Annotated in this window: 28 protein-coding genes; all 28 read right to left on the minus strand. The window is 44.4% G+C overall.

Annotated features, from left to right (window positions below):
- Window positions 1-14 precede the first annotated feature (14 nt).
- Window positions 15-1,259: a BaiN/RdsA family NAD(P)/FAD-dependent oxidoreductase gene (locus NIAKO_RS22890; RefSeq protein WP_014220829.1), complete on the minus strand. Its 1,245-nt coding sequence runs from the start codon at window positions 1,257-1,259 to the stop codon at window positions 15-17.
- 7 nt (window positions 1,260-1,266) lie between these two features.
- Window positions 1,267-2,067, minus strand: coding sequence for a type I methionyl aminopeptidase (map, locus tag NIAKO_RS22895; RefSeq protein WP_014220830.1), 801 nt, complete (start codon window positions 2,065-2,067; stop codon window positions 1,267-1,269).
- 77 nt (window positions 2,068-2,144) lie between these two features.
- Window positions 2,145-3,476 (minus strand): preprotein translocase subunit SecY, encoded by a 1,332-nt coding sequence (gene secY / locus NIAKO_RS22900; RefSeq protein WP_014220831.1) that lies wholly within the window; start codon window positions 3,474-3,476, stop codon window positions 2,145-2,147.
- A gap of 81 nt (window positions 3,477-3,557) precedes the next feature.
- A complete protein-coding gene (gene rplO / locus NIAKO_RS22905) occupies window positions 3,558-4,007 on the minus strand; it encodes a 50S ribosomal protein L15 (protein ID WP_014220832.1) in 450 nt (149 codons plus the stop codon).
- 162 nt (window positions 4,008-4,169) lie between these two features.
- Complete coding sequence (gene rpmD, locus NIAKO_RS22910; RefSeq protein ID WP_014220833.1) at window positions 4,170-4,352, minus strand: 50S ribosomal protein L30; 183 nt, start codon at window positions 4,350-4,352, stop codon at window positions 4,170-4,172.
- A 44-nt stretch (window positions 4,353-4,396) separates the two neighbouring features.
- Window positions 4,397-4,915, minus strand: a complete 519-nt coding sequence (gene rpsE / locus NIAKO_RS22915; RefSeq protein WP_014220834.1) for a 30S ribosomal protein S5 — start codon at window positions 4,913-4,915, stop codon at window positions 4,397-4,399.
- Between the two features lie 43 nt (window positions 4,916-4,958).
- Complete coding sequence (rplR, locus tag NIAKO_RS22920) at window positions 4,959-5,312, minus strand: 50S ribosomal protein L18 (protein WP_014220835.1); 354 nt, start codon at window positions 5,310-5,312, stop codon at window positions 4,959-4,961.
- Between the two features lie 120 nt (window positions 5,313-5,432).
- A complete protein-coding gene (gene rplF / locus NIAKO_RS22925; protein ID WP_014220836.1) occupies window positions 5,433-5,987 on the minus strand; it encodes a 50S ribosomal protein L6 in 555 nt (184 codons plus the stop codon).
- Between the two features lie 132 nt (window positions 5,988-6,119).
- Window positions 6,120-6,518 (minus strand): 30S ribosomal protein S8, encoded by a 399-nt coding sequence (gene rpsH / locus NIAKO_RS22930; protein ID WP_014220837.1) that lies wholly within the window; start codon window positions 6,516-6,518, stop codon window positions 6,120-6,122.
- Window positions 6,519-6,629: 111 nt separating this feature from the next.
- Window positions 6,630-6,899 carry a 30S ribosomal protein S14 gene (gene rpsN / locus NIAKO_RS22935; RefSeq protein ID WP_014220838.1) on the minus strand — a complete coding sequence of 90 codons (270 nt, stop codon included), beginning with the start codon at window positions 6,897-6,899 and terminating at the stop codon, window positions 6,630-6,632.
- Window positions 6,900-6,963: 64 nt separating this feature from the next.
- Window positions 6,964-7,533, minus strand: coding sequence for a 50S ribosomal protein L5 (gene rplE, locus NIAKO_RS22940; RefSeq protein WP_014220839.1), 570 nt, complete (start codon window positions 7,531-7,533; stop codon window positions 6,964-6,966).
- Window positions 7,534-7,595: 62 nt separating this feature from the next.
- A complete protein-coding gene (gene rplX / locus NIAKO_RS22945) occupies window positions 7,596-7,934 on the minus strand; it encodes a 50S ribosomal protein L24 (protein WP_014220840.1) in 339 nt (112 codons plus the stop codon).
- A gap of 107 nt (window positions 7,935-8,041) precedes the next feature.
- A complete protein-coding gene (gene rplN / locus NIAKO_RS22950) occupies window positions 8,042-8,410 on the minus strand; it encodes a 50S ribosomal protein L14 (RefSeq protein ID WP_014220841.1) in 369 nt (122 codons plus the stop codon).
- Window positions 8,411-8,529: 119 nt separating this feature from the next.
- Window positions 8,530-8,787, minus strand: coding sequence for a 30S ribosomal protein S17 (gene rpsQ / locus NIAKO_RS22955; RefSeq protein WP_014220842.1), 258 nt, complete (start codon window positions 8,785-8,787; stop codon window positions 8,530-8,532).
- A gap of 84 nt (window positions 8,788-8,871) precedes the next feature.
- Window positions 8,872-9,081, minus strand: a complete 210-nt coding sequence (gene rpmC, locus NIAKO_RS22960; protein WP_014220843.1) for a 50S ribosomal protein L29 — start codon at window positions 9,079-9,081, stop codon at window positions 8,872-8,874.
- Between the two features lie 61 nt (window positions 9,082-9,142).
- Entirely contained in the window at window positions 9,143-9,562 is a 420-nt protein-coding gene (gene rplP / locus NIAKO_RS22965; protein ID WP_014220844.1) for a 50S ribosomal protein L16, read from the minus strand.
- 63 nt (window positions 9,563-9,625) lie between these two features.
- Entirely contained in the window at window positions 9,626-10,453 is an 828-nt protein-coding gene (gene rpsC, locus NIAKO_RS22970; RefSeq protein WP_014220845.1) for a 30S ribosomal protein S3, read from the minus strand.
- A 27-nt stretch (window positions 10,454-10,480) separates the two neighbouring features.
- Window positions 10,481-10,822, minus strand: coding sequence for a 50S ribosomal protein L22 (gene rplV / locus NIAKO_RS22975; RefSeq protein WP_014220846.1), 342 nt, complete (start codon window positions 10,820-10,822; stop codon window positions 10,481-10,483).
- A gap of 55 nt (window positions 10,823-10,877) precedes the next feature.
- Entirely contained in the window at window positions 10,878-11,150 is a 273-nt protein-coding gene (rpsS, locus tag NIAKO_RS22980) for a 30S ribosomal protein S19 (protein WP_014220847.1), read from the minus strand.
- 45 nt (window positions 11,151-11,195) lie between these two features.
- Complete coding sequence (gene rplB / locus NIAKO_RS22985) at window positions 11,196-12,035, minus strand: 50S ribosomal protein L2 (RefSeq protein WP_014220848.1); 840 nt, start codon at window positions 12,033-12,035, stop codon at window positions 11,196-11,198.
- Between the two features lie 92 nt (window positions 12,036-12,127).
- Window positions 12,128-12,427 (minus strand): 50S ribosomal protein L23, encoded by a 300-nt coding sequence (gene rplW / locus NIAKO_RS22990; RefSeq protein ID WP_014220849.1) that lies wholly within the window; start codon window positions 12,425-12,427, stop codon window positions 12,128-12,130.
- A gap of 26 nt (window positions 12,428-12,453) precedes the next feature.
- Window positions 12,454-13,086, minus strand: a complete 633-nt coding sequence (gene rplD, locus NIAKO_RS22995) for a 50S ribosomal protein L4 (protein WP_014220850.1) — start codon at window positions 13,084-13,086, stop codon at window positions 12,454-12,456.
- Window positions 13,087-13,144: 58 nt separating this feature from the next.
- Window positions 13,145-13,762 carry a 50S ribosomal protein L3 gene (rplC, locus tag NIAKO_RS23000; RefSeq protein WP_014220851.1) on the minus strand — a complete coding sequence of 206 codons (618 nt, stop codon included), beginning with the start codon at window positions 13,760-13,762 and terminating at the stop codon, window positions 13,145-13,147.
- Window positions 13,763-14,216: 454 nt separating this feature from the next.
- Window positions 14,217-14,522: a 30S ribosomal protein S10 gene (gene rpsJ, locus NIAKO_RS23010; RefSeq protein ID WP_014220852.1), complete on the minus strand. Its 306-nt coding sequence runs from the start codon at window positions 14,520-14,522 to the stop codon at window positions 14,217-14,219.
- 248 nt (window positions 14,523-14,770) lie between these two features.
- The gene (locus tag NIAKO_RS23015) at window positions 14,771-15,496 is read right to left on the minus strand and encodes a hypothetical protein (protein ID WP_014220853.1); all 726 of its coding nucleotides are present in this window, start codon (window positions 15,494-15,496) and stop codon (window positions 14,771-14,773) included.
- A 100-nt stretch (window positions 15,497-15,596) separates the two neighbouring features.
- Window positions 15,597-16,022 (minus strand): hypothetical protein, encoded by a 426-nt coding sequence (locus NIAKO_RS23020; RefSeq protein WP_014220854.1) that lies wholly within the window; start codon window positions 16,020-16,022, stop codon window positions 15,597-15,599.
- A gap of 31 nt (window positions 16,023-16,053) precedes the next feature.
- Window positions 16,054-16,764, minus strand: a complete 711-nt coding sequence (locus tag NIAKO_RS23025; RefSeq protein WP_014220855.1) for a hypothetical protein — start codon at window positions 16,762-16,764, stop codon at window positions 16,054-16,056.
- Between the two features lie 84 nt (window positions 16,765-16,848).
- Entirely contained in the window at window positions 16,849-19,047 is a 2,199-nt protein-coding gene (locus NIAKO_RS23030) for a S9 family peptidase (protein ID WP_041347176.1), read from the minus strand.
- Between the last annotated feature and the right edge of the window lie 30 nt (window positions 19,048-19,077).

The following is a 19,077-nucleotide window of genomic DNA, read 5'->3' on the forward strand; positions in this document are numbered from 1 at the left end:
CCTTGCGTCGGGGCTTACTTCCCTTCCAATGCAGCCGCAATTGCTTTTGCGGCAATGTAGCCACTCGTCCAGGCATGTTGAAAATTGAACCCGCCTGTAATACCATCTACGTCCAGTATTTCACCAGCGAAATATAAATGGGGTACAAGCTTGCTTTGCATAGTGTTGGCATCCACCTCCGATAAGGGGATACCACCCGCTGTTACAAACTCTTCTTTAAAAGTTGTTTTTCCCTGTATTTTAAATTCCTGTGCGCAACAATTTGCAATCAGTTTATTCTGCTCCTTCGCCGGCAGATCGGCCCAGCGTTTATCTTCATCTATGCCCGATTGCTGCAGTAAATATTGCCATAACCGTTGTGGAAGATCGAATGGATTGCGATTGACTATTTTCTGCGCCGCCATCTCGAATCGAAGTTGCTGTAAATGCTCACGTAAAGTTTGTTCATTGAACCGGGGCAACCAATTTACTGTAATTGCAAATTGCCAATTGTCTATTGCCAATTGCCTCGCTCCCCAGGCCGACAACCGCAACACCGCCGGACCGCTCAATCCCCAATGGGTTATCAATAAAGGCCCTTTAGCGGCTAAATTGCTGCCAGCGATCTTTACGGCAGCTTCCGGCACCGACACACCCATTAACTGCGTAATAGCATTCCCGGGCATGTTAAAAGTAAACAGGGATGGAACCGGTTCTTCTATGGAGTGCCCTGCTTGTTGTAACCAGCTGAATTGTGAAAGCTTGTTGTAACCTCCGCAGGCAATAACTACATAATCTGCCGTAATGAACCGGGCGTCTGGTAACTCAAGGGTAAATTGTTCTCCTTCCCGCTTCAGGCCTTTCACATCTGCCATCATCCTGATTTCAACCCCATACTTATTCGCCTCCTTCATTAAACAATCAATGATCGATTGCGATGAATTGGTTACGGGAAACATCCGCCCGTCATCTTCCGTTTTCAGCGGCACGCCTCTCTCGGCATACCATTGAATGGTATCGGTTGTAAAGAATTGATGAAATGCTTTTTTCAGAAAATTGGCGCCGCGCGGGTAATTGCGCACCATATCGGAGATGGTAAAACAGGAATGGGTAACGTTACAGCGGCCGCCACCGGATACCTTTACCTTAGAAAGTAGCTTACTTGTTTTTTCGAGCAGTATAACCTTGAGCGAAGGATGCATGCGGGCAGCATTCACCGCACAAAAAAATCCAGCTGCCCCGCCTCCTATAACTACCAGTCGTTTTGTTGCTTCGCTCACTTATTCCTTAATCCTTGGTATATAAATTGGGATTGGCTTTCTCCACTTTTTCAATAATGCTGTAATCACTCAGGATCTCAGCTTTTCCTTTACGCACACAAACATCATGTTCAAAGTGAACGGAAGGTTTGTGGTCAACGGTGCGAACCGTCCAGCCATCTTCTTCGGTATACACATCTTTCTTTCCCATGTTGATCATAGGCTCAATAGCCAGCACCAGCCCTTCACGCAAAACCGGTCCTATGCCCTTGCGGCCATAGTTAGGCACCTGTGGGTCTTCGTGCATCGACCGGCCCAGGCCATGCCCTACCAGTTCCCGCACTACGCCATAACCATGTTTTTTCTCGGTATGTTCCTGGATGGCATAAGCAATATCGCCAATGCGGTTGCCGGCCACTGCTTTTTCAATGCCTTTGTATAAAGATTCTTTGGTGATCCGGATCAGCTTCATTACATCATCACCGGGGTCACCAATCGCAAAAGTATAAGCGTGGTCGCCATAGTACCCGTTCTTAAGGGTGCCAATGTCAACCGAAATAATATCCCCTTCCTTTAATTCATTCTTATCGGGAAAACCATGCACCACCACATCGTTTACCGAAATGCAGGAGTTGAATGGATAGCCTTTATAGTTCAGAAATGCAGGCTCAGCCTGGTGGTCACGAATAAATTCGCCGATTATTTTATCCAAAGAAAGTGTAGTAATGCCCGGTTTTATTAATCCGGCTATATGGGCCAGTGTTTTACTTACCAGTAAAGCGCTTTCCCGCATCAATGCAATTTCCGCTTCCGTTTTATAGTAGATCATCGCACTTATTTATATTAAAGCAAAACCTGACAACTATAACATAAGCTGTCAGGTTTTGTTTGCTGAGAAATATTTTGTTAAATAGAAGAAGCCGGAGTAACCTGCTGGCGTCCCTGAATTCTTCCACTCTTCATCAAGCCATCGTACTGACGCATCAACAACTGAGTTTCTATCTGTTGCAGGGTATCCAGAATTACACCTACCATGATCAGCAGGGAAGTACCTCCAAAGAAAGAAGAAAACGATTGTTGTACGCTCATTCTTTGAGCAAAACCTGGTAATATACCTACCAGGGCAAGCAATACCGCACCCGGGAATGTGATCTTATCCATTACAGCACCAATGTAATCGGCTGTAGGCTGACCGGGTTTTACGCCGGGGATAAATCCGTTATTACGTTTCAGGTCGTCGGCAATTTGTTTCGGGTTAAAGATCAATGCTGTATACAGGAAGGTAAAACCAATTACCATTACTGCATAAATGACCATGTACCAGAAGTTGCTATGATTTCCAAACACGGCAGCCAGACCTTTTGTTGAGTCGAAGTTGCTCAGCAGGGTTGGCAGGAACATGATGGCCTGGGCAAAGATGATAGGCATTACACCGGCGCTGTTCACCTTTAAAGGCAGGAACTGGCGGGCGCCACCAAACTGGCGGTTACCTACAATTTGTTTAGCATATTGAACAGGCACTTTACGAACACCCTGAATAAGGATGATGAGGCCCATGATAATAGCAACCAGGATAGCAATTTCAATTACGAAGATCAGTAATCCGCCACCGCCTCTGTTTGAGCGGGCGCTCCACTCCTGCCAGATCGACTGAGGGAAGCGGGCCAGGATACCCACCATGATTATCACGGAGCTACCATTACCCAACCCTTTATCGGTGATCTTTTCACTCAGCCACATTACAAACAGGGTACCTGCTGTAAGAATGATAGTGGTAGAAACCCAGAAGTAGGGTTTGTACGATTCTACCATGGCCTGGGCGTTTGTGGTATTCAGGAAAGCAACGTAAGCGCTGGCTTGTAAAATGGTTACCAGCACCGTGAGGTAACGGGTGTATTGATTTATCTTCTTGCGGCCGCTGTCTCCTTCCTTTTGCAGTTTCTGAAAAGGTGGATACAGGATGGTCATCAATTGAATGAAGATAGAGGCAGAGATATATGGCATGATACCAAGTGCCAGAATGGATGCCTGGTGAAAGGCGCCGCCGGCAAAGGCATCGATCAATCCAAGAATACCGCCACCTGCCTGATTAACGGTTATTTTCTCGGGGTCGATACCGGGCAGAACAATGTGTGTTCCTAAACGGTAAACGGCTATCAGGGCAATGGTCACCAGAATTTTACTCCTCAGTTCCTCAATCCCCCAGATATTCTTAAGTGTTTGTATAAACTTTTTCACGGATTTACCAAGATTTTTAGATTTCCCTCAAACAAGAAAAAAGACGCATTGGTCAAATGCGTCCTTGCAAGTTACAGAAAATTACTTTACAATTTCCACTGAACCACCGGCTGCTTCTACCGCTTGTTTAGCTTTTTCGCTAATTGCGCTTACTTTGAAAGCTACCTTGCTCTTCAGTTCACCGTTACCTAATATTTTAATTTTATCTGTTTGACCTGCCAGACCCCACTCTCTCAGTGAATCGTGAGAAATTTCTGTCAGTTCATATTTTTCTATCAGATGATCGATTTGACCCAGGTTAAACACTTTGTATTCAACACGGAATGGGTTCTTAAAGCCACGTTTTGGCAAACGGCGCTGAATAGGCATCTGACCACCTTCATGGGCGTTTTTACGTTGATAACCAGCACGGCTCTGACCACCCTTGTTACCTTTTGTAGAAGTTCCACCTTTACCGGAAGCTTCACCACGACCCAAACGTTTTTCTCTGTGCGTTGCGCCTTTTGCAGGCCTTAACTCATGTAATTTCATTGTAATTGATTTTTACTTACGGGGAATCGCCCCTCGCATTTTTAAAAAAGTAATGACTCGCTCTAAGCGGCCGCGAAAATAATGATTTACTAACATCAAAAGCAATCAAATCTGTTAGAAATGACTGCTTTTTATTAGAAATTTGGCTAATTAAGTGTTTTACTAAGCCAGTTCCTCAACTTTCACCAGGTGGGTCACTTTACGAACCATACCCAGGATTTGCGGAGTAGCTTCTACTTCTTTCGTAGCATTCGTCTTATTCAAACCTAAAGCCTGCAAAGTCAGTTTCTGGCGCTCAGGTCTGTCAATAGGACTTTTTACTAAAGTGATCTTTATTTTTTTCATGATTCAACTCAGTTATGATTGCCGATTGCTTCCGCGCTCAGGCATTATCCGTTAAATACTTTCTTCAGGTTCAATTTACGCTGACGGGCAACAGTAACCGGCTCACGTAATAAAGCTAATGATTTGAAAGTAGCTTTTACCACGTTGTGAGGGTTAGCAGAACCCAGTGATTTTGCCAGAACGTCGGTAATACCGGCGCTTTCCAGCACAGCACGCATGCTACCTCCGGCGATCACACCAGTACCATGGGCAGCTGGTTTAATCAATACTTTGGCAGCACCTTCTTTCGCCCATTGGTCGTGGGGAATAGTTCCGTGCATGATAGGCACTTTAATCAGGTTCTTTTTGGCGTCTTCGATACCTTTGGTAATTGCTTCCTGTACTTCTTTTGCTTTTCCAAGACCATGACCTACAACACCATTTCCGTTACCCACTACCACCAGGGCAGAGAAACTGAAAGCGCGACCACCTTTGGTTGTTTTTACCACGCGGTTAATAGCCACCACCTTCTCTTTCAGTTCGATATCACCGGCTTTAACCCTGTTTAAATTAACTTTTGCCATTATTTCTATTTGAAATTATCGGAATTGTATAATGTGAACTGTCTTAAAATTCTAATCCGCCTTCACGTGCACCTTCAGCAACTGCTTTTACCCGGCCATGATACAGGTTACCACCGCGATCGAAAACGATCCTGGCAATTCCCAGTTCCTTTGCTTTACGGGCAACAGCCTGGCCAACCAGTTTGCTTTTTTCAGTTTTGGTTCCTTTCTGTGCACTGATATCCTTATCACGTGAAGAGGCAGCAGCCAGAGTAAACCCTTTGGTGTCATCAATCAACTGAGCATAGATGTCGCTGTTGCTGCGAAAAATAGCCAGTCTTGGTTTCTCGGCAGTACCGGCAACCTTTTTACGGATGCGGTAGCGGATCTTCTGCCTTTGTTCTAATTTGGTATTCATTGCTTTTATTTTGTGTTCCCCGATACTGCCGGGAAACTAATTTGATAATTTGATATTAGGCTAATATGCTTATTGGCTGATGTGCTAATTTTCACATTAGCACATCAGCTAATCAGCTAATTATTTACCAGCTGCTTTACCAGCTTTACGACGAATAATTTCGCCAACGTATTTAACACCTTTTCCTTTGTACGGCTCAGGCTTACGTAAGCTGCGTAATTTAGCGGCAACCTGTCCCAGTAATTGTTTGTCAATACCTTCCAGGGTAATTTTTGGGTTCTCCCCTTTTTCCTGTTGGGTAGCAACTTTCAATTCTTTGGGAATTTCGAACAAAATATTGTGAGAGTAACCCAACGACAGGTCGAGCAGGTTACCCTGATTGCTAGCTTTATAACCTACACCCACCAACTCCAGTTTCTTCGTGTAACCTTCAGTAACACCTTTTACCATGTTGGCAACCAGCGCGCGGTACAAACCGTGCATGGCACGGTGACGGATCTGGTCGGTAGGGCGGGTGAATATTACTTCACTGCCCTCAACGGTTACATTAATATCGCGATCGATCGCTTGTTTCAATTCGCCTTTAGGACCTTTAACAGTGATTACATTGTCAGCACTTACTGTGATGTTCACTCCGTTTACAACTGCTACAGGTTTTTTACCTATACGAGACATAACTAATCAGTTTTTAGTATTAAGTTATATGTTTTAAGTTTTGGGACCGGTCAGCTCCTATAGGTTAAGAGCTTAATGTATCCGAAAACCGTGCATAACGCTGCGTCAAGCGTTCGGCGTTATGCGTTCAGCTTAGTAGATATAGCAAAGAACTTCGCCGCCAACGTTCTGGCTTTTGGCTTGTTTGTCGGTCATTACACCCTGAGATGTGCTCACGATAGCAACGCCTAAACCGTTTTTCACTCTTTTGAATTCAGCAGGGCTGGCATACTGACGTAAACCAGGACGGCTAACTCTTTCCAGAGATTTGATAGCAGGTTCTTTACTTTGAGCATCATACTTCAAGGCTATTTTAATAAGACCTTGTTTGTTATCATCCTCAAATTTGTATTTCAGAATGTATCCCTGATCGTACAATATTTCTGTAATACGTTTTTTCAGATTAGAAGCCGGGATTTCTACAATCCGGTGGCCAGCCATCTGGGCATTACGAACTCTTGTCAGGTAATCTGCTATGGGATCAGTAACCATGTGTATTTTAAGTTAATTCAGTTTTACAATTTTATTCAAGAGTAGTACCTGCATATTACAGGCTTTCTCTCATGTCTTGCGAGGCTTTCCCGATAATTATCGGGATTTGCCTTACCAGGATGCTTTTCTTACACCTGGGATTTTGCCATTCAACGCCATTTCACGGAACGTAACACGACTTAAACCAAAGTAACGGATGTATCCTTTGGGACGACCGGTTATCTGGCAACGGTTTTTCAGACGAACTGTCGAAGAATTCTTCGGCATTTCATCCAGCGCTTTCCAATCGCCGGCAGCTTTCAGGGCAGCACGCTTTTCAGCATGTTGCGCTACCATACGTTCTCTTTTTCTTTGTCTGGCTTTAACTGACTCTTTAGCCATAATTTATTTTACGTTTATAGATTTCTAAATGTATAGAGAATCCCGATTGGTACCGGGATGTTTCTTAATCTTTTTTAGCCCCTTTGAACGGCATGCCCAACTCTTTCAACAGCTCATATGCTTCTTCATTGGTTTGGGCAGTAGTTACAAACGTAATATCCATACCGGTGATCTTGCTTACCTTGTCGATATCGATCTCAGGGAAGATGATTTGCTCGGTAACGCCTAAAGTATAGTTACCACGGCCATCGAATGCTTTTTCATTGATCCCTTTGAAGTCACGTACACGGGGTAATGAAGTAGCGATCAGCCTGTCGAGGAACTCATACATTTTGGTGCCACGCAAAGTTACGCGGGCGCCGATAGGCATGTTCTTACGCAGTTTGAAGTTTGAAATGTCTTTTTTAGACATGGTGGGGATTGCTTTCTGACCAGAAATGTTTGTCAGCTCGTCAATAGCCACATCCACAAGCTTCTTATCAGAAACGGCGCCATTCACACCACGGTTAATACAGATCTTCTCCAATTTAGGGCACTGCATCACCGTACCATAACTAAAACGTTTCATTAAAGCAGGTATAACTTCTTTTTTGTACTTATCTGCCAGCCTGGGAGTATATTTTGTTGTAGACATCTTATTTAGCTTAGCGTATTATGTTTCATGCGCGGGGGCACTCAGCATAACACAATTGATAATTATTTTATTGCTTCACCAGTTTCTTTGGAAATACGCACCAGTTTACCGTTCTCACGGCTGCGTTTTACTTTTACACCAGAACCGGCTTTGGCATCCCACAACATCACATTTGAAATGTGAATAGCAGCTTCTTTCTTTACGATACCGCCACGGGTGTTGCGAGCCGAAGGTTTGGTATGGCGGGTAACGATGTTAACGCCTTCAACCAGCACGCGGCTTTTTTCTGGAAATACTTCCAAAACTTTGCGGGGCTTTTTAGCGTCTTTATCATCACCGGCAATAACTACAACGGTGTCGCCTTTTTTAATATTAAACTTTGGTTTGAATCTGTTGCTCATTTTATTTAAGCTTAACGCGTAACGCTCAAGGCATAACGCTGTTTCGAATTTGATTTTATCGAAAAGCTCAGGCTTTCTGCATTACAGCGTTCAGCCTTCAGCTTTATTTAAAGTACTTCAGGAGCCAAAGAGATGATCTTCATGTATCCTTTATCACGCAATTCTCTGGCTACGGGCCCGAAGATACGTGTACCACGAGGCTCATCAGACTGATTCAACAACACTACGGCATTGTCATCAAACCGGATATAAGATCCGTCTTTACGGCGCAATTTGTTCTTGGTGCGAACAATTACCGCTTTGGTAACAGTACCTTTTTTTATACCACCGGCAGGAATAGCATCCTTTACGGTTACTACAATTTTATCGCCTATTTTGGCGTAATCCTGGCCGCTGTTTCCCAGTACACGGATACACAGTACTTCCTTGGCGCCACTGTTATCAGCTACATTTAATCTAGACTCTTGCTGAATCATTGTTTTAGCTTTTAGCTCTCAGCCTTTAGCCCCGAGATCATCGGGACCACCAGCGATGATTAAAAATTTATTTGAAATCGTCGTTGGCTTACAGCTAACCGCTTACAGCCAACAGCTTATTACTTCGCCTTTTCTACTACCTCTACAAGTCTCCAACGCTTTGTTTTGCTCAGGGGGCGGGTTTCCATAATGCGTACAGTATCGCCTATGGTGCACTCATTCTTTTCATCATGAGCATGGAATTTGGTAGTCTTTTTTACGAACTTACCATAGATAGGGTGTTTTACTCTTCTTTCTACAGAAACAGTAATGGTTTTTTCCATTTTGTTGCTGGTAACAACCCCGGTTCTTGTTTTACGCAAATTTCTGTCAACCATTATAATAAATTTGATAAGTTGATAATTAGCTAATGTGATAATTAAAACCAATTAGCATTATTAGCACATTGGCTAACTAGCATATTACTTAGCCAGTTCCTTGTTTCTTAATTCTGTTTTTAAACGAGCCACATCTCTGCGCAGGTCGCGGATGCTCATTGGGTTCTCCAAAGGAGAAATGGCATGAGCGAATTCCAGCTTTTTCAGGCGCAGTTCATCTTCCTGAATGCGGGCTTTCAGATCATCCGCACTCATCTCTTTCACGCTCTTATTGAAATCTATTTTCTTTGACATAATAAATCAATTTGATAATTTGATAATTCGATAATGTGATAATGAAAACCTCATTAACAAATTATGCACTATAATCGCGTCTTACGATGAACTTGGTTTTAACGGGCAGTTTTTGTGCCGCCAGTTCCAGTGCTTCTTTTGCAACTTGTTCAGTAACACCATCGCATTCGAAGATGATACGACCTGGTTCAATTACTGCAGCCCAGAATTCAGGGTTACCTTTACCTTTACCCATACGCACTTCAAGTGGTTTGCGGGTAATTGGTTTGTCAGGAAATATGCGGATCCAAACATTACCCTCACGTTTCATAGCGCGGGTCAAAGCCTGGCGGGCAGCTTCGATTTGACGATTTGTTAACCAGATAGCTTCCTGGGATTTCAAAGCGAAAGAACCAAAAGCGATAGTGGTACCGCGTTTTGCAACTTCGCGGATGCGCCCCTTCTGCGCTTTCCGGTGTTTCGTCCTTTTTGGCTGTAACATTTATCTAAAATTTGAAAATTTGAAAATTGAATTAGCACTTTAACTTATTAGCACCTTAGCTAATTAGTCCTGCTGTCTGTTTCTGTCGCCACCTCTGCGATCTCCACCACCACCACCGTGATGTCTTCTGTCGCCACCACCTCTTCTGTCGCCACCACCACCACGATGACCGCGGTTATCACCACCTTCACCTTCTCTTCTGTCTCTTCTGTCGTTCACATCGCTCTTACCACCAACGAGGTTCGGGTTCAGATCTCTTTTACCCAGTACTTCACCTTTACAGATCCATACTTTAATACCGATTTTACCGTAAACGGTCAACGCAAATACGTTAGCATAATCGATATCCATACGCAGGGTATGTAATGGCGTACGGCCTTGTTTGATCTCTTCTGTACGGGCGATTTCAGCACCACCCAAACGTCCGCTGATCTTTATTTTGATACCTTCAGCACCCATGCGCAGTGCAGAAGCGATAGCCATTTTAATAGCGCGTTTGTAGTTGATACGGTTTTCGATCTGACGGGCGATGGTATCACCTACGATCATAGCGTCCAACTCGGGGCGACGAATTTCAAGAATGTTGATCTGCACATCTTCTTTACCGGTCAATTTCTTCAACTCTTCTTTAATGCGATCAACCTCATTCCCACCTTTACCTATGATAATACCAGGCTTTGAAGTGTGAATGGTAACAATCAGTTTATTCAGCGTGCGCTCAATAACTATTTTAGAGATACCACCTTTGTTGATACGGGCGTTCAGATATGTTCTGATCTTGTTATCCTCGATCAACTTGGTAGAAAAATCTTTTTTGTTACCATACCAGTTAGATTCCCAACCGCGGATAATCCCTAACCTGGCACCAATAGGATTCGTTTTCTGACCCATTTATTATAATTTGAAAATTTGAGCTAATTATTTAACATCAACGATTATAGTTACGTGGTTACTGCGCTTGCGAAGGCGGTAAGCACGGCCTTGCGGAGCGGGTAACATTCTCTTCAAAGTACGGGCGCCGTCTACAAAGATTGTTTTCACCTTTAAACCGGCATCAGCAGCGCTTTGTCCTTCATTCTTTTGCTCCCAGTTATTAATGGCGCTCTTTAATAATTTAAGCAGTGGAGTGGCAGAGTGTTGAGGATGAAATTCCAGCAACGCTAATGCTTTTTCCACGTCAACACCACGTATTTCATCAGCCAGCAAACGCATTCTGCGGGGTGATGTGGGATAGTTTCTAAGTTTTGCTACAGCTTCCATTTTTATTATTTCTGATTTCTGATCCCGGGTCCTTCAACCCGGAAATTTGAAATTATTAACCAACTTTTTTACTAGAGTGTCCTTTGAACTGGCGTGTAGGTGCAAACTCGCCCAGCTTATGTCCAACCATGAACTCGGTTACATACACTGGAATGAATTTGTTGCCATTGTGCACAGCAAAAGTGTGGCCTACAAAATCCGGAGTGATAGTAGAACGACGGCTCCAGGTTTTGATCACACCTTTCTTCGCTTTGCCATCATTGATGTTCAGTACTTTATTCTCCAAATTGGAGGCTACGTAAGGACCTTTTTTAATTGAACGAGCCATATCTAAGATTTGATTCTGTTAGTTTGAAAATTTGATACTCAACAATTACTTGGCTAATTTTTTACCGTTCTTACGTTGAATGATCAACTTATCGCTTCCTTTGCCTCTTTGGCGTGTTTTCAGACCTTTGGCGTATTTACCTGTTCTGCTACGTGGGTGACCACCTGAAGATTTACCTTCACCACCACCCATCGGGTGATCTACAGGGTTCATCGCTACACCACGGTTGCGGGGGCGGATACCTCTGTGACGGTTACGACCAGCTTTACCCATCATTTCCAGGTTGTGGTCACCGTTACTTACTACACCTACAGTAGCATAGCAGTTGATGAGGATCTTTCTCAATTCGCCGGAAGGCATTTTCAATACAGCGTATTTTTCTTCCTTGTTGGCCAGTTGGGCTGATGTACCGGCACTGCGTACCAGTTTGCCACCCTGACCAGGCTGCATTTCAATATTGTGAACGTTGGTACCCAGTGGCATGTTCTTCATTTGAAGAGCATTACCAACTTCAGGAGCTACCGCGTCGCCACTAAGGATAGTAGCGCCAACCTGTAAGCCCTGGGGAGCCAGGATATATCTTTTTTCACCGTCTTTGTAGTTGATCAAAGCGATGAAGGCAGTACGGTTTGGATCGTATTCAACAGAAGCAACAGTACCAGGAATATCTTTTTTGTTACGTTTGAAGTCGATGATACGGAACATCTTTTTGTTTCCGCCACCCATATAACGCATAGATCTTCTACCCTGGGCGTTACGGCCACCGGTATTTTTTGCGCTTTCCAGCAAACTCTTTTCCGGTTCGTTAGTAGTGATTTCAGCGTACGCGTTACCGATTCTCCAACGTGTACCTGCTGTAATCGGTTTGTATTTTTTCAGTGCCATGTTTTCTTCTTATAATATCGTTATAAAATCTATTTGTCAATTCTTTGCGGCGATTGACTCGCCATTCTTTACCCTAACGCTAACGGCCAGGATTAGATGTTAGCGTACAGGTCGATGCTCTCTCCCTCTGCTACTTTCACATACGCTTTTTTGTATGCTGGTTTAACACCGGAAATAAAGCCCGATTTAGTGAACCGGTTCTTTGATTTACCAGGCACAACCACCGTATTTACCTCTGTTACGTTTACACCGTAAAAGCTTTCAACTGCTTTCTTAATTTCCAGCTTGTTGGCTTTGCGGTTTACACGAAAAGCAAAAGTTCTTTTAGCATCAGACAGCTTGTTGCTTTTTTCGGTAACGATTGGTTTTATTAATACTTCTGTGAGTTTCATAATAACGTTTTTGAAAATTTGATGAATTACGCTTCTACACCTTCTTCACTGAACAGCTTTGCAGTAGTTTCAGTAAACAACAATACATCGGCATTCACGATATCGTATGTATTGATATCTGCGAACTGAATACCCAATGCATTTGGAATGTTACGAACACTCTTCTGCAGGTTCTCGTTATACTCAGGTAATATCACCAATGCTTTTTTATTGTCGATCTTCAGAGCGGCCATGATCTCAACAAACTGCTTTGTTTTAGGAGCAGCCAGGTTGATATCTTCTACCACCACGATTGCATTTTCTTTTGCTTTATCAGACAACGCGCTGATCTTGGCGAGGTCTTTTACTTTACGGTTCAGTTTAAAATCGTAATCGCGGGGCTTAGGTCCGAAGATGGTACCACCACCTTTGAACAGCGGGTTACGCAGGTTACCTTTACGGCTACCACCAGTACCCTTCTGACGGTGCAATTTTTTGCTGGAACCTTTAACTTCCAAACGGGTTTTTACTTTGTGCGTACCTTGACGTTGTGCAGCTAAATATTGCTTTACAGCCAGGTAAACCACGTGGTTGTTCGGTTCTGCTCCGAAAATATCATCGGCTAAATCAACAGAACGACCGGTTTTTGCACCCTTTATACTTAAAACATCTACTTGCATCGTACTTTATATTTAAGATTACCTCCCGACAGGTCGGGATAAATCTGCAATAACAAAATTATTTTTGAATGTATACTATCGCACCATTGTGGCCAGGAACTGATCCGTTAACCAGGATATAGTTCTTGTCAGGGAATACTTTCAGGATCTTCAGGCTCTTTACTTTCACGCGGTCCTGACCCATGCGGCCGGCCATACGCATACCTTTAAATACGCGTGAGGCATCTGATGAGTTACCGATTGAACCCGGAGCACGTTGACGGTCGTGTTGGCCGTGGCTTTGTTCGCCCACCCCACTAAATCCGTGACGTTTAACAACACCCTGAAAACCTTTACCCTTGGTAGTACCTACAACGTCAACTTTTTCGCCTTCAGCGAAAATGTCAACAGTGATAGCATCACCTAAATTCTTTTCAGTAAAATAATTGCGGAATTCTTTAACAAATTTCTTTGCGGCTGTATTGGCCTTAGCGAAGTGATTCTTTTCAGCAGCGATAGTGTGCTTTTCATTCTTGTCACCGTAAGCTAACTGGATAGCATTGTATCCGTCTGTTTCGGTAGTTTTTACCTGGGTCACAATGCAGGGACCAGCTTCAATGATAGTACAGGCAGTTTGCTTGCCATCCTGACTGAAGATGCTGGTCATCCCGATTTTTTTACCAATGATTCCTTTCATCGTTGTTCGGTTTGTGCCCTCGTGGTTAAAGAGACAATTGCTTTAATGATTGTAGAACAGGGAGTTCTGAAACACTTCTCCGCCAGGCGGCGGATAGGCACAACCATAAGCAACTTCAATCTCCGTTTGCTACCGACCTTTTCTGTTTTAATAATTCCGGGTTAAACCCGCTTAATTATTTAGGAAGTACCGGTAGTAAACTAACCTCGAAGGGCTAGTTCATATTTTAAATAGTTATAAATCTATCTGTTATAGTCGTAATTCAGCATTTCCCTCTTTCTGCGCCAGCTGGCGGATTCGCGGGCAAGGCTTCCTTACGCCTAATTCGGTAACCCAGCGCTGTTTTATCTGTCCGCCTTCCGGCGAAGCAAAGTTTACAGATGGGATAAAAAGAACTTTATGAAAAAACCCTGTCAGGATTTTTAGAACCCTGACAGGGTTCATTACAATGCTATCAAGCTTTGATCTCTACTTCAACACCACTGGGTAAGTCGAGCTTACTCAGCGCATCTACTGTACGGCTGCTGGAAGTATAGATGTCTAATAACCGTTTGTGTGTGCACAACTGGAACTGCTCACGGCTCTTCTTATTCACGTGGGGTGAACGCAATACGGTGAATATCTTTTTACGTGTAGGTAAAGGAATTGGACCTGTTACCACAGCACCTGTGCTGCGCACGGTTTTTACGATTTTCTCGGCAGATTTATCTACCAGATTGTGATCGTAAGACTGTAATTTTATTCTGATTCGCTGAGACATATTGCAAAACCCAATTTTTCCAATGGGGATGCAAAGGTAGGGGTTGTTAGGTACTGCGCAAAAGATTTCTCAATTATTTTTCACAAAATCCCCAAAAAGTTCAAAAAACCTGCTTTTTCGCCCCCTTCACGGGTCCAATTTACCAATTTTTGAGATGTTTGGGATTGGTGAGATACGTTCATGATGTCTGGCCCGTGGGTTTGCTCCGGGAATCTGCCCGGTTTCCCCTGGATGTTCTTCGGGTGTCATTAGTTGGTGGTCATAGAATAATACTGATCCCCCCGGCTGCCAACGTTTATAAACAGCATCTCCGGCGAACTGCCGCTGCTCATTACCTCCGAAACAAAAAAACTGTGCTCAAAGGTATAAAGTCTGTCGGTAGACTCCCCTACCGAATACGAAATAAAGCTCCTGAAATGGAGCGGCGAGTTACCCTCCGTAAAAGCGGCCTTTTTTACATTAGCAGTAAATCCATTCAATATCTGATATTTGGCTTTTTGAAAGTCAGCATCCGGAATGTATGAATTATAGCCACTTGTAATATTAATCGTCGTTTTGTTGATGCTGGCCTTCGGCGGAATAAAATCTACCGTGGTTGGCAAATAGGCTGTTGCAGAGATATTCCCGCTGCTTGACCCATAATGGCTGAACCTGGAAGTATAGGTACTGCCCGAGTAGCTACCTTCAATTTGCACTTCTCCAGGCACATACGGCATGGTTTTATCGTTTACTATTACTGCCGACCGCTGCCAGTCAATATACACCGGAACGTCCAACTTGTTATAAATCGAAATTTTGATCGGTCCATTCTGGCCAGAGAAGTTATAGATCAACCGCAGGCTGTCGTTCTCCACCACAAATTCGTTCCGGTTGTTTTTGGCAATGCCTGTGCTGCTAACGGTAACATACTGAAAGGTGGTACAGGAAAGGCAAAAGAGCAAAGGAATAACGGCTATGGGTATAGATTTTGACATAACTTTCGTTTTCAGACAATTTACCCAAAATCAAAAGTTATTGTTGTTAAGAATTGGCGAATTAGCAAATTCCTAAAACAGCACCTGTTTGCCAACTTTCCTAGTAACCCGACTCCTTAATTTTTTCTGTTATAAGAGCGCCTCCTACTATGGCGCCGGCAGCCAATACGGCCCCAACGGTGCCGCCTGCGGTAAGCTTTGATGTATAAAACTGGTTACCATGGTTGCCATTCCGCATAATGGCTGGCGGGGCTGCCCTGAACCGCATCGGGGAATTACCCTCTGTAAAAATGGCCGTTTTAACGGGATAACTGGCCCCTGCAGCCGTAAACCTGGTCTTGTGCAGGTCAGCTTTGGGAATAAGGGTATTATAATACCGGGAAATTACCAGCGGGGTTTTGTTTACATTGGCCCGGGGCGGAATAAGATCAACGGTCGATGGCATGCCGGCCATCAAACCGCTTAAGGCATTACCATACAGGTCTACCTGAAAGGGCGCATAACTATGGGAGTGGCCTTTCATCATAAGTTTTCGTTTTAAGACGTAGGCTGCAATTTTAATATCTTATGGAATAATACTGATCGCCCCGGTTGCTTTTGTTTACGGCCATTTCCACAGGTCCGCTGCCGGTATTCATTATTTCCGAAATATAGAAGCTGTGTTCCAACGCAATCGGTTTTGTGCCGGGTTCCCCAACCATATAAGTAATAAAACTCCTGAAGCTGAACGGCGAAGTTGTTTCAGTAAACGTGGCCTTTTTAACCTTTACGGTCACGCCATCTGTTACCGGGTATTTTAATTGATGAAAAGCAGTATCCGGAATGCGGCTATTAAAACCAGACAAATAATACATCGGACTTTTGTTGCTCACGGCCCTGGGCGGAATAAACTCTATGGTTTGCGGAAGCACGGCTGTAGCCTGCACCTGTCCAATGTTCCGGTAATTGTAAGTATTGCTCTGGAAGTTGCCCTCCACTTTCATTTCCTGGGCAGCGTACGGCCTGGCTTTATCGTTTGCAATTATAGCCGACCGCTGCCAGTCGATATAAACCGGAACGCCCATTTTGTTTTGGATGGAAATATGGATAAGCCCGCCTTTACCGGAAAAATTATAGGTCAGCCGCAGGCTGTCATTCTCCACTACAAACTCACGGCGGTCGTTTTTAACCATGTCGGGGCTGGTAATGGTAGCATACTGATAAGTGGTAGAGGCGCAGGAAACACAAAAGAGAAAGGGTATAACGGCGAGGGGTAAAGATTTCGGCATAACTTGGTTTTGAAGCCAAATTAGCCGAAATCAAAAACAGTTTCTGTTAAGGAATGCTCAATTAGCAATTCCTAAAGAAGATCATTATTTGCCACCTGGTTCACAATGCGCCCGCAGGTAATTGGTATATAAGGTGCTCAAATGTTCCCAGGTACCGGCGCCTTCCGAAATGCTGTGCGTACGGTTGGGGTAACTCATAAACTGGAATTGCCTGTTGTATTTGATCAGTTCATTCAATAACAACTCTGCGTTCTGATAATGCACATTGTCATCGCCAGATCCATGAATATACAACAGGTTACCCTTTAAGTTCTTTGCATAGGTGATAGCAGAGCCTGCTGTATAATCAGCTGCATTCTCCTGTGGTAACCCCATATAACGTTCCTGGTAAATATTATCGTAAGTAAAAATGCTGCCCACTGCCGCTACGGCAATGCCGGTTTTGTAAATCTCGGGAAACTGGAACATCAGGTTAAGGGTGGCAGAACCGCCCCCGCTCCAACCCCATACAGCCGTGCGGGAAGCATCGATGAACGGCCATTTTAATACCTCTTTGGCGGCCATTGCCTGATCGCGGATGTTTATTCTTCCAATATTACGATAGATCGCCTTGCGCCAGCTGCGGCCTTTAGGAACAGGCGTGCCGCGGTTGTCGATAGAGATATAGATATAGCCGTCGGCCGCCATATCGCCTTTGTACAGCCAGGGGTTTGCGGCCTGGTATTGATCTCTTACATTCTGACCGGCAGGCTCGGTATATACATAAAATACAACCGGGTATTTTTTGTTGGGATCAAAATTCCGGGGTTTTGTCATCCACCCGTCCATTTCAATTCCCTCTTCTGTTTTTACTTTAAAGAACTCGATGCCGGTGTTTTTTTCGGCGCCGGCAATGGCGTCATCAACAACATGCTGCCCGTTCAGGCCTTTGTGATCAGGCAGGCTGATCATTTCGTCGGTATAGGGCGTGGCCATGTTTGAAAACACATGTCGGGCATAGAGCGCCGTGGGCGACAGGTCGTAATCATGCGTACCTGCCTGGTTGGCCGGTGACACTCTTTCGGCCTTTCCTTTACCATCCAGTTTGGTACGGTACAGGTATTTTTGGGTAGCATTGGTGGGCGAGGCCAGAAAATATACATACCCGTTCTTTTCATCGATGGCCGAAATATCTATCACATCATAATCGCCGTTGGTGATCTTTACTTCTTTCTTTCCATCGCGGGAAACGCGGTACAGGTGGCGCCAGCCGTCTTTTTCAGACGCCCACATAAACTCCTTGCCACCGTTAAGCCAGTCCCAGCCACCCCAGATGTATTCATTGTCCCACTGCGACAGGATGTCGATCCAGGCAGAATCTTTCTCAGTATAAATAACCTGTGAAGCGCCGGTTGTTGCATTGCACAACAGCAGGTCGCTTTGGTTTTGATGGCGGTTCAAATGCTGAACGATCAGTTCGTTGTTATTGGCCGCCCATTCCATGCAGGGCACATAGCTCTGCAACACCGGGTCGGTAGGAATATCCATCCATTGCGTTTTGGCGGAAGCGATATCCACTACGCCGATCTTAAAAGGCGAAGGTGCTTCACCGGCAATGGGATATTCAACCGGTACCGCAAAGGGATAAACAGAATCGGTATTGTCGATCATCAGGTAATCTTTGGTTTTGCGGGCATCAATTTGCCAGTAGGCAATGTGTTTGCTATCGGGGCTCCAGCGAAAACCATCGCGGCACGAGAACTCTTCTTCATATACCCAGTCGAACGTGCCGTTTATAAACTTGCGGTTGCCATCCATCGTAAGCTGCTGTACCTTGCCGCTGGCCAGGTCTTCCACATACAGGTTATACTCACTTACGTAGGCCACTTTGGCGCCATCGGGCGAAAATTTGGCAAACATCATCGAGGAGGCCGGGCGGTCTTTACCAAGCTTTGTTAAAGCGCCGGTATTAATGTCAAATACATAATAATCGCCCCGGGTGCGCAAACGCCAAACCTTTTTGGTATTGGTAAACAGCAACACTTTTTTATCATCGGCAGAAAAGCTGAAACTCTGAATATTCAGCGGCGCCGTTTTTCCGGATGGGGTCAGTTGTGTTTTTGAAAGAATTACCGTTTTGTTTTGTTGAGGCAGGGTATACAGGTCCAGTTCACCTTTGTCCAACTGGTAATAACCATTACCGGCACGGTTCCATTTAATGCCGCCCTGGGCAAACAGTATAACGGGTACAAATGCGGTAAGCAGAGCCAATAAAATTCTCTTACATGTAGTAGATGGGTGCATGCTGATACAATTTGAGGCAGGAAATTAAGA

This window comes from Niastella koreensis GR20-10 (genome assembly GCF_000246855.1).
GTDB classification, from domain to species: domain Bacteria; phylum Bacteroidota; class Bacteroidia; order Chitinophagales; family Chitinophagaceae; genus Niastella; species Niastella koreensis.

What these genes read in the sequence shown, in the direction of transcription:
- map (WP_014220830.1), bottom strand. Translation starts at nt 2,067, where the DNA reads ATGATCTACTATAAAACGGAAGCGGAAATTGCATTGATGCGGGAAAGC.
- rplO (WP_014220832.1), bottom strand. Translation starts at nt 4,007, where the DNA reads ATGAAATTACATGAGTTAAGGCCTGCAAAAGGCGCAACGCACAGAGAA.
- rpmD (WP_014220833.1), bottom strand. Translation starts at nt 4,352, where the DNA reads ATGAAAAAAATAAAGATCACTTTAGTAAAAAGTCCTATTGACAGACCT.
- rpsE (WP_014220834.1), bottom strand. Translation starts at nt 4,915, where the DNA reads ATGGCAAAAGTTAATTTAAACAGGGTTAAAGCCGGTGATATCGAACTG.
- rplR (WP_014220835.1), bottom strand. Translation starts at nt 5,312, where the DNA reads ATGAATACCAAATTAGAACAAAGGCAGAAGATCCGCTACCGCATCCGT.
- rplF (WP_014220836.1), bottom strand. Translation starts at nt 5,987, where the DNA reads ATGTCTCGTATAGGTAAAAAACCTGTAGCAGTTGTAAACGGAGTGAAC.
- rpsH (WP_014220837.1), bottom strand. Translation starts at nt 6,518, where the DNA reads ATGGTTACTGATCCCATAGCAGATTACCTGACAAGAGTTCGTAATGCC.
- rpsN (WP_014220838.1), bottom strand. Translation starts at nt 6,899, where the DNA reads ATGGCTAAAGAGTCAGTTAAAGCCAGACAAAGAAAAAGAGAACGTATG.
- rplE (WP_014220839.1), bottom strand. Translation starts at nt 7,533, where the DNA reads ATGTCTACAACAAAATATACTCCCAGGCTGGCAGATAAGTACAAAAAA.
- rplX (WP_014220840.1), bottom strand. Translation starts at nt 7,934, where the DNA reads ATGAGCAACAGATTCAAACCAAAGTTTAATATTAAAAAAGGCGACACC.
- rplN (WP_014220841.1), bottom strand. Translation starts at nt 8,410, where the DNA reads ATGATTCAGCAAGAGTCTAGATTAAATGTAGCTGATAACAGTGGCGCC.
- rpsQ (WP_014220842.1), bottom strand. Translation starts at nt 8,787, where the DNA reads ATGGTTGACAGAAATTTGCGTAAAACAAGAACCGGGGTTGTTACCAGC.
- rpmC (WP_014220843.1), bottom strand. Translation starts at nt 9,081, where the DNA reads ATGTCAAAGAAAATAGATTTCAATAAGAGCGTGAAAGAGATGAGTGCG.
- rplP (WP_014220844.1), bottom strand. Translation starts at nt 9,562, where the DNA reads ATGTTACAGCCAAAAAGGACGAAACACCGGAAAGCGCAGAAGGGGCGC.
- rpsC (WP_014220845.1), bottom strand. Translation starts at nt 10,453, where the DNA reads ATGGGTCAGAAAACGAATCCTATTGGTGCCAGGTTAGGGATTATCCGC.
- rplV (WP_014220846.1), bottom strand. Translation starts at nt 10,822, where the DNA reads ATGGAAGCTGTAGCAAAACTTAGAAACTATCCCACATCACCCCGCAGA.
- rpsS (WP_014220847.1), bottom strand. Translation starts at nt 11,150, where the DNA reads ATGGCTCGTTCAATTAAAAAAGGTCCTTACGTAGCCTCCAATTTGGAG.
- rplB (WP_014220848.1), bottom strand. Translation starts at nt 12,035, where the DNA reads ATGGCACTGAAAAAATACAAACCGATTACAGCAGGTACACGTTGGAGA.
- rplW (WP_014220849.1), bottom strand. Translation starts at nt 12,427, where the DNA reads ATGAAACTCACAGAAGTATTAATAAAACCAATCGTTACCGAAAAAAGC.
- rplD (WP_014220850.1), bottom strand. Translation starts at nt 13,086, where the DNA reads ATGCAAGTAGATGTTTTAAGTATAAAGGGTGCAAAAACCGGTCGTTCT.
- rplC (WP_014220851.1), bottom strand. Translation starts at nt 13,762, where the DNA reads ATGAAAGGAATCATTGGTAAAAAAATCGGGATGACCAGCATCTTCAGT.
- rpsJ (WP_014220852.1), bottom strand. Translation starts at nt 14,522, where the DNA reads ATGTCTCAGCGAATCAGAATAAAATTACAGTCTTACGATCACAATCTG.
- NIAKO_RS23015 (WP_014220853.1), bottom strand. Translation starts at nt 15,496, where the DNA reads ATGTCAAAATCTATACCCATAGCCGTTATTCCTTTGCTCTTTTGCCTT.
- NIAKO_RS23020 (WP_014220854.1), bottom strand. Translation starts at nt 16,022, where the DNA reads ATGATGAAAGGCCACTCCCATAGTTATGCGCCCTTTCAGGTAGACCTG.
- NIAKO_RS23025 (WP_014220855.1), bottom strand. Translation starts at nt 16,764, where the DNA reads ATGCCGAAATCTTTACCCCTCGCCGTTATACCCTTTCTCTTTTGTGTT.
- NIAKO_RS23030 (WP_041347176.1), bottom strand. Translation starts at nt 19,047, where the DNA reads ATGCACCCATCTACTACATGTAAGAGAATTTTATTGGCTCTGCTTACC.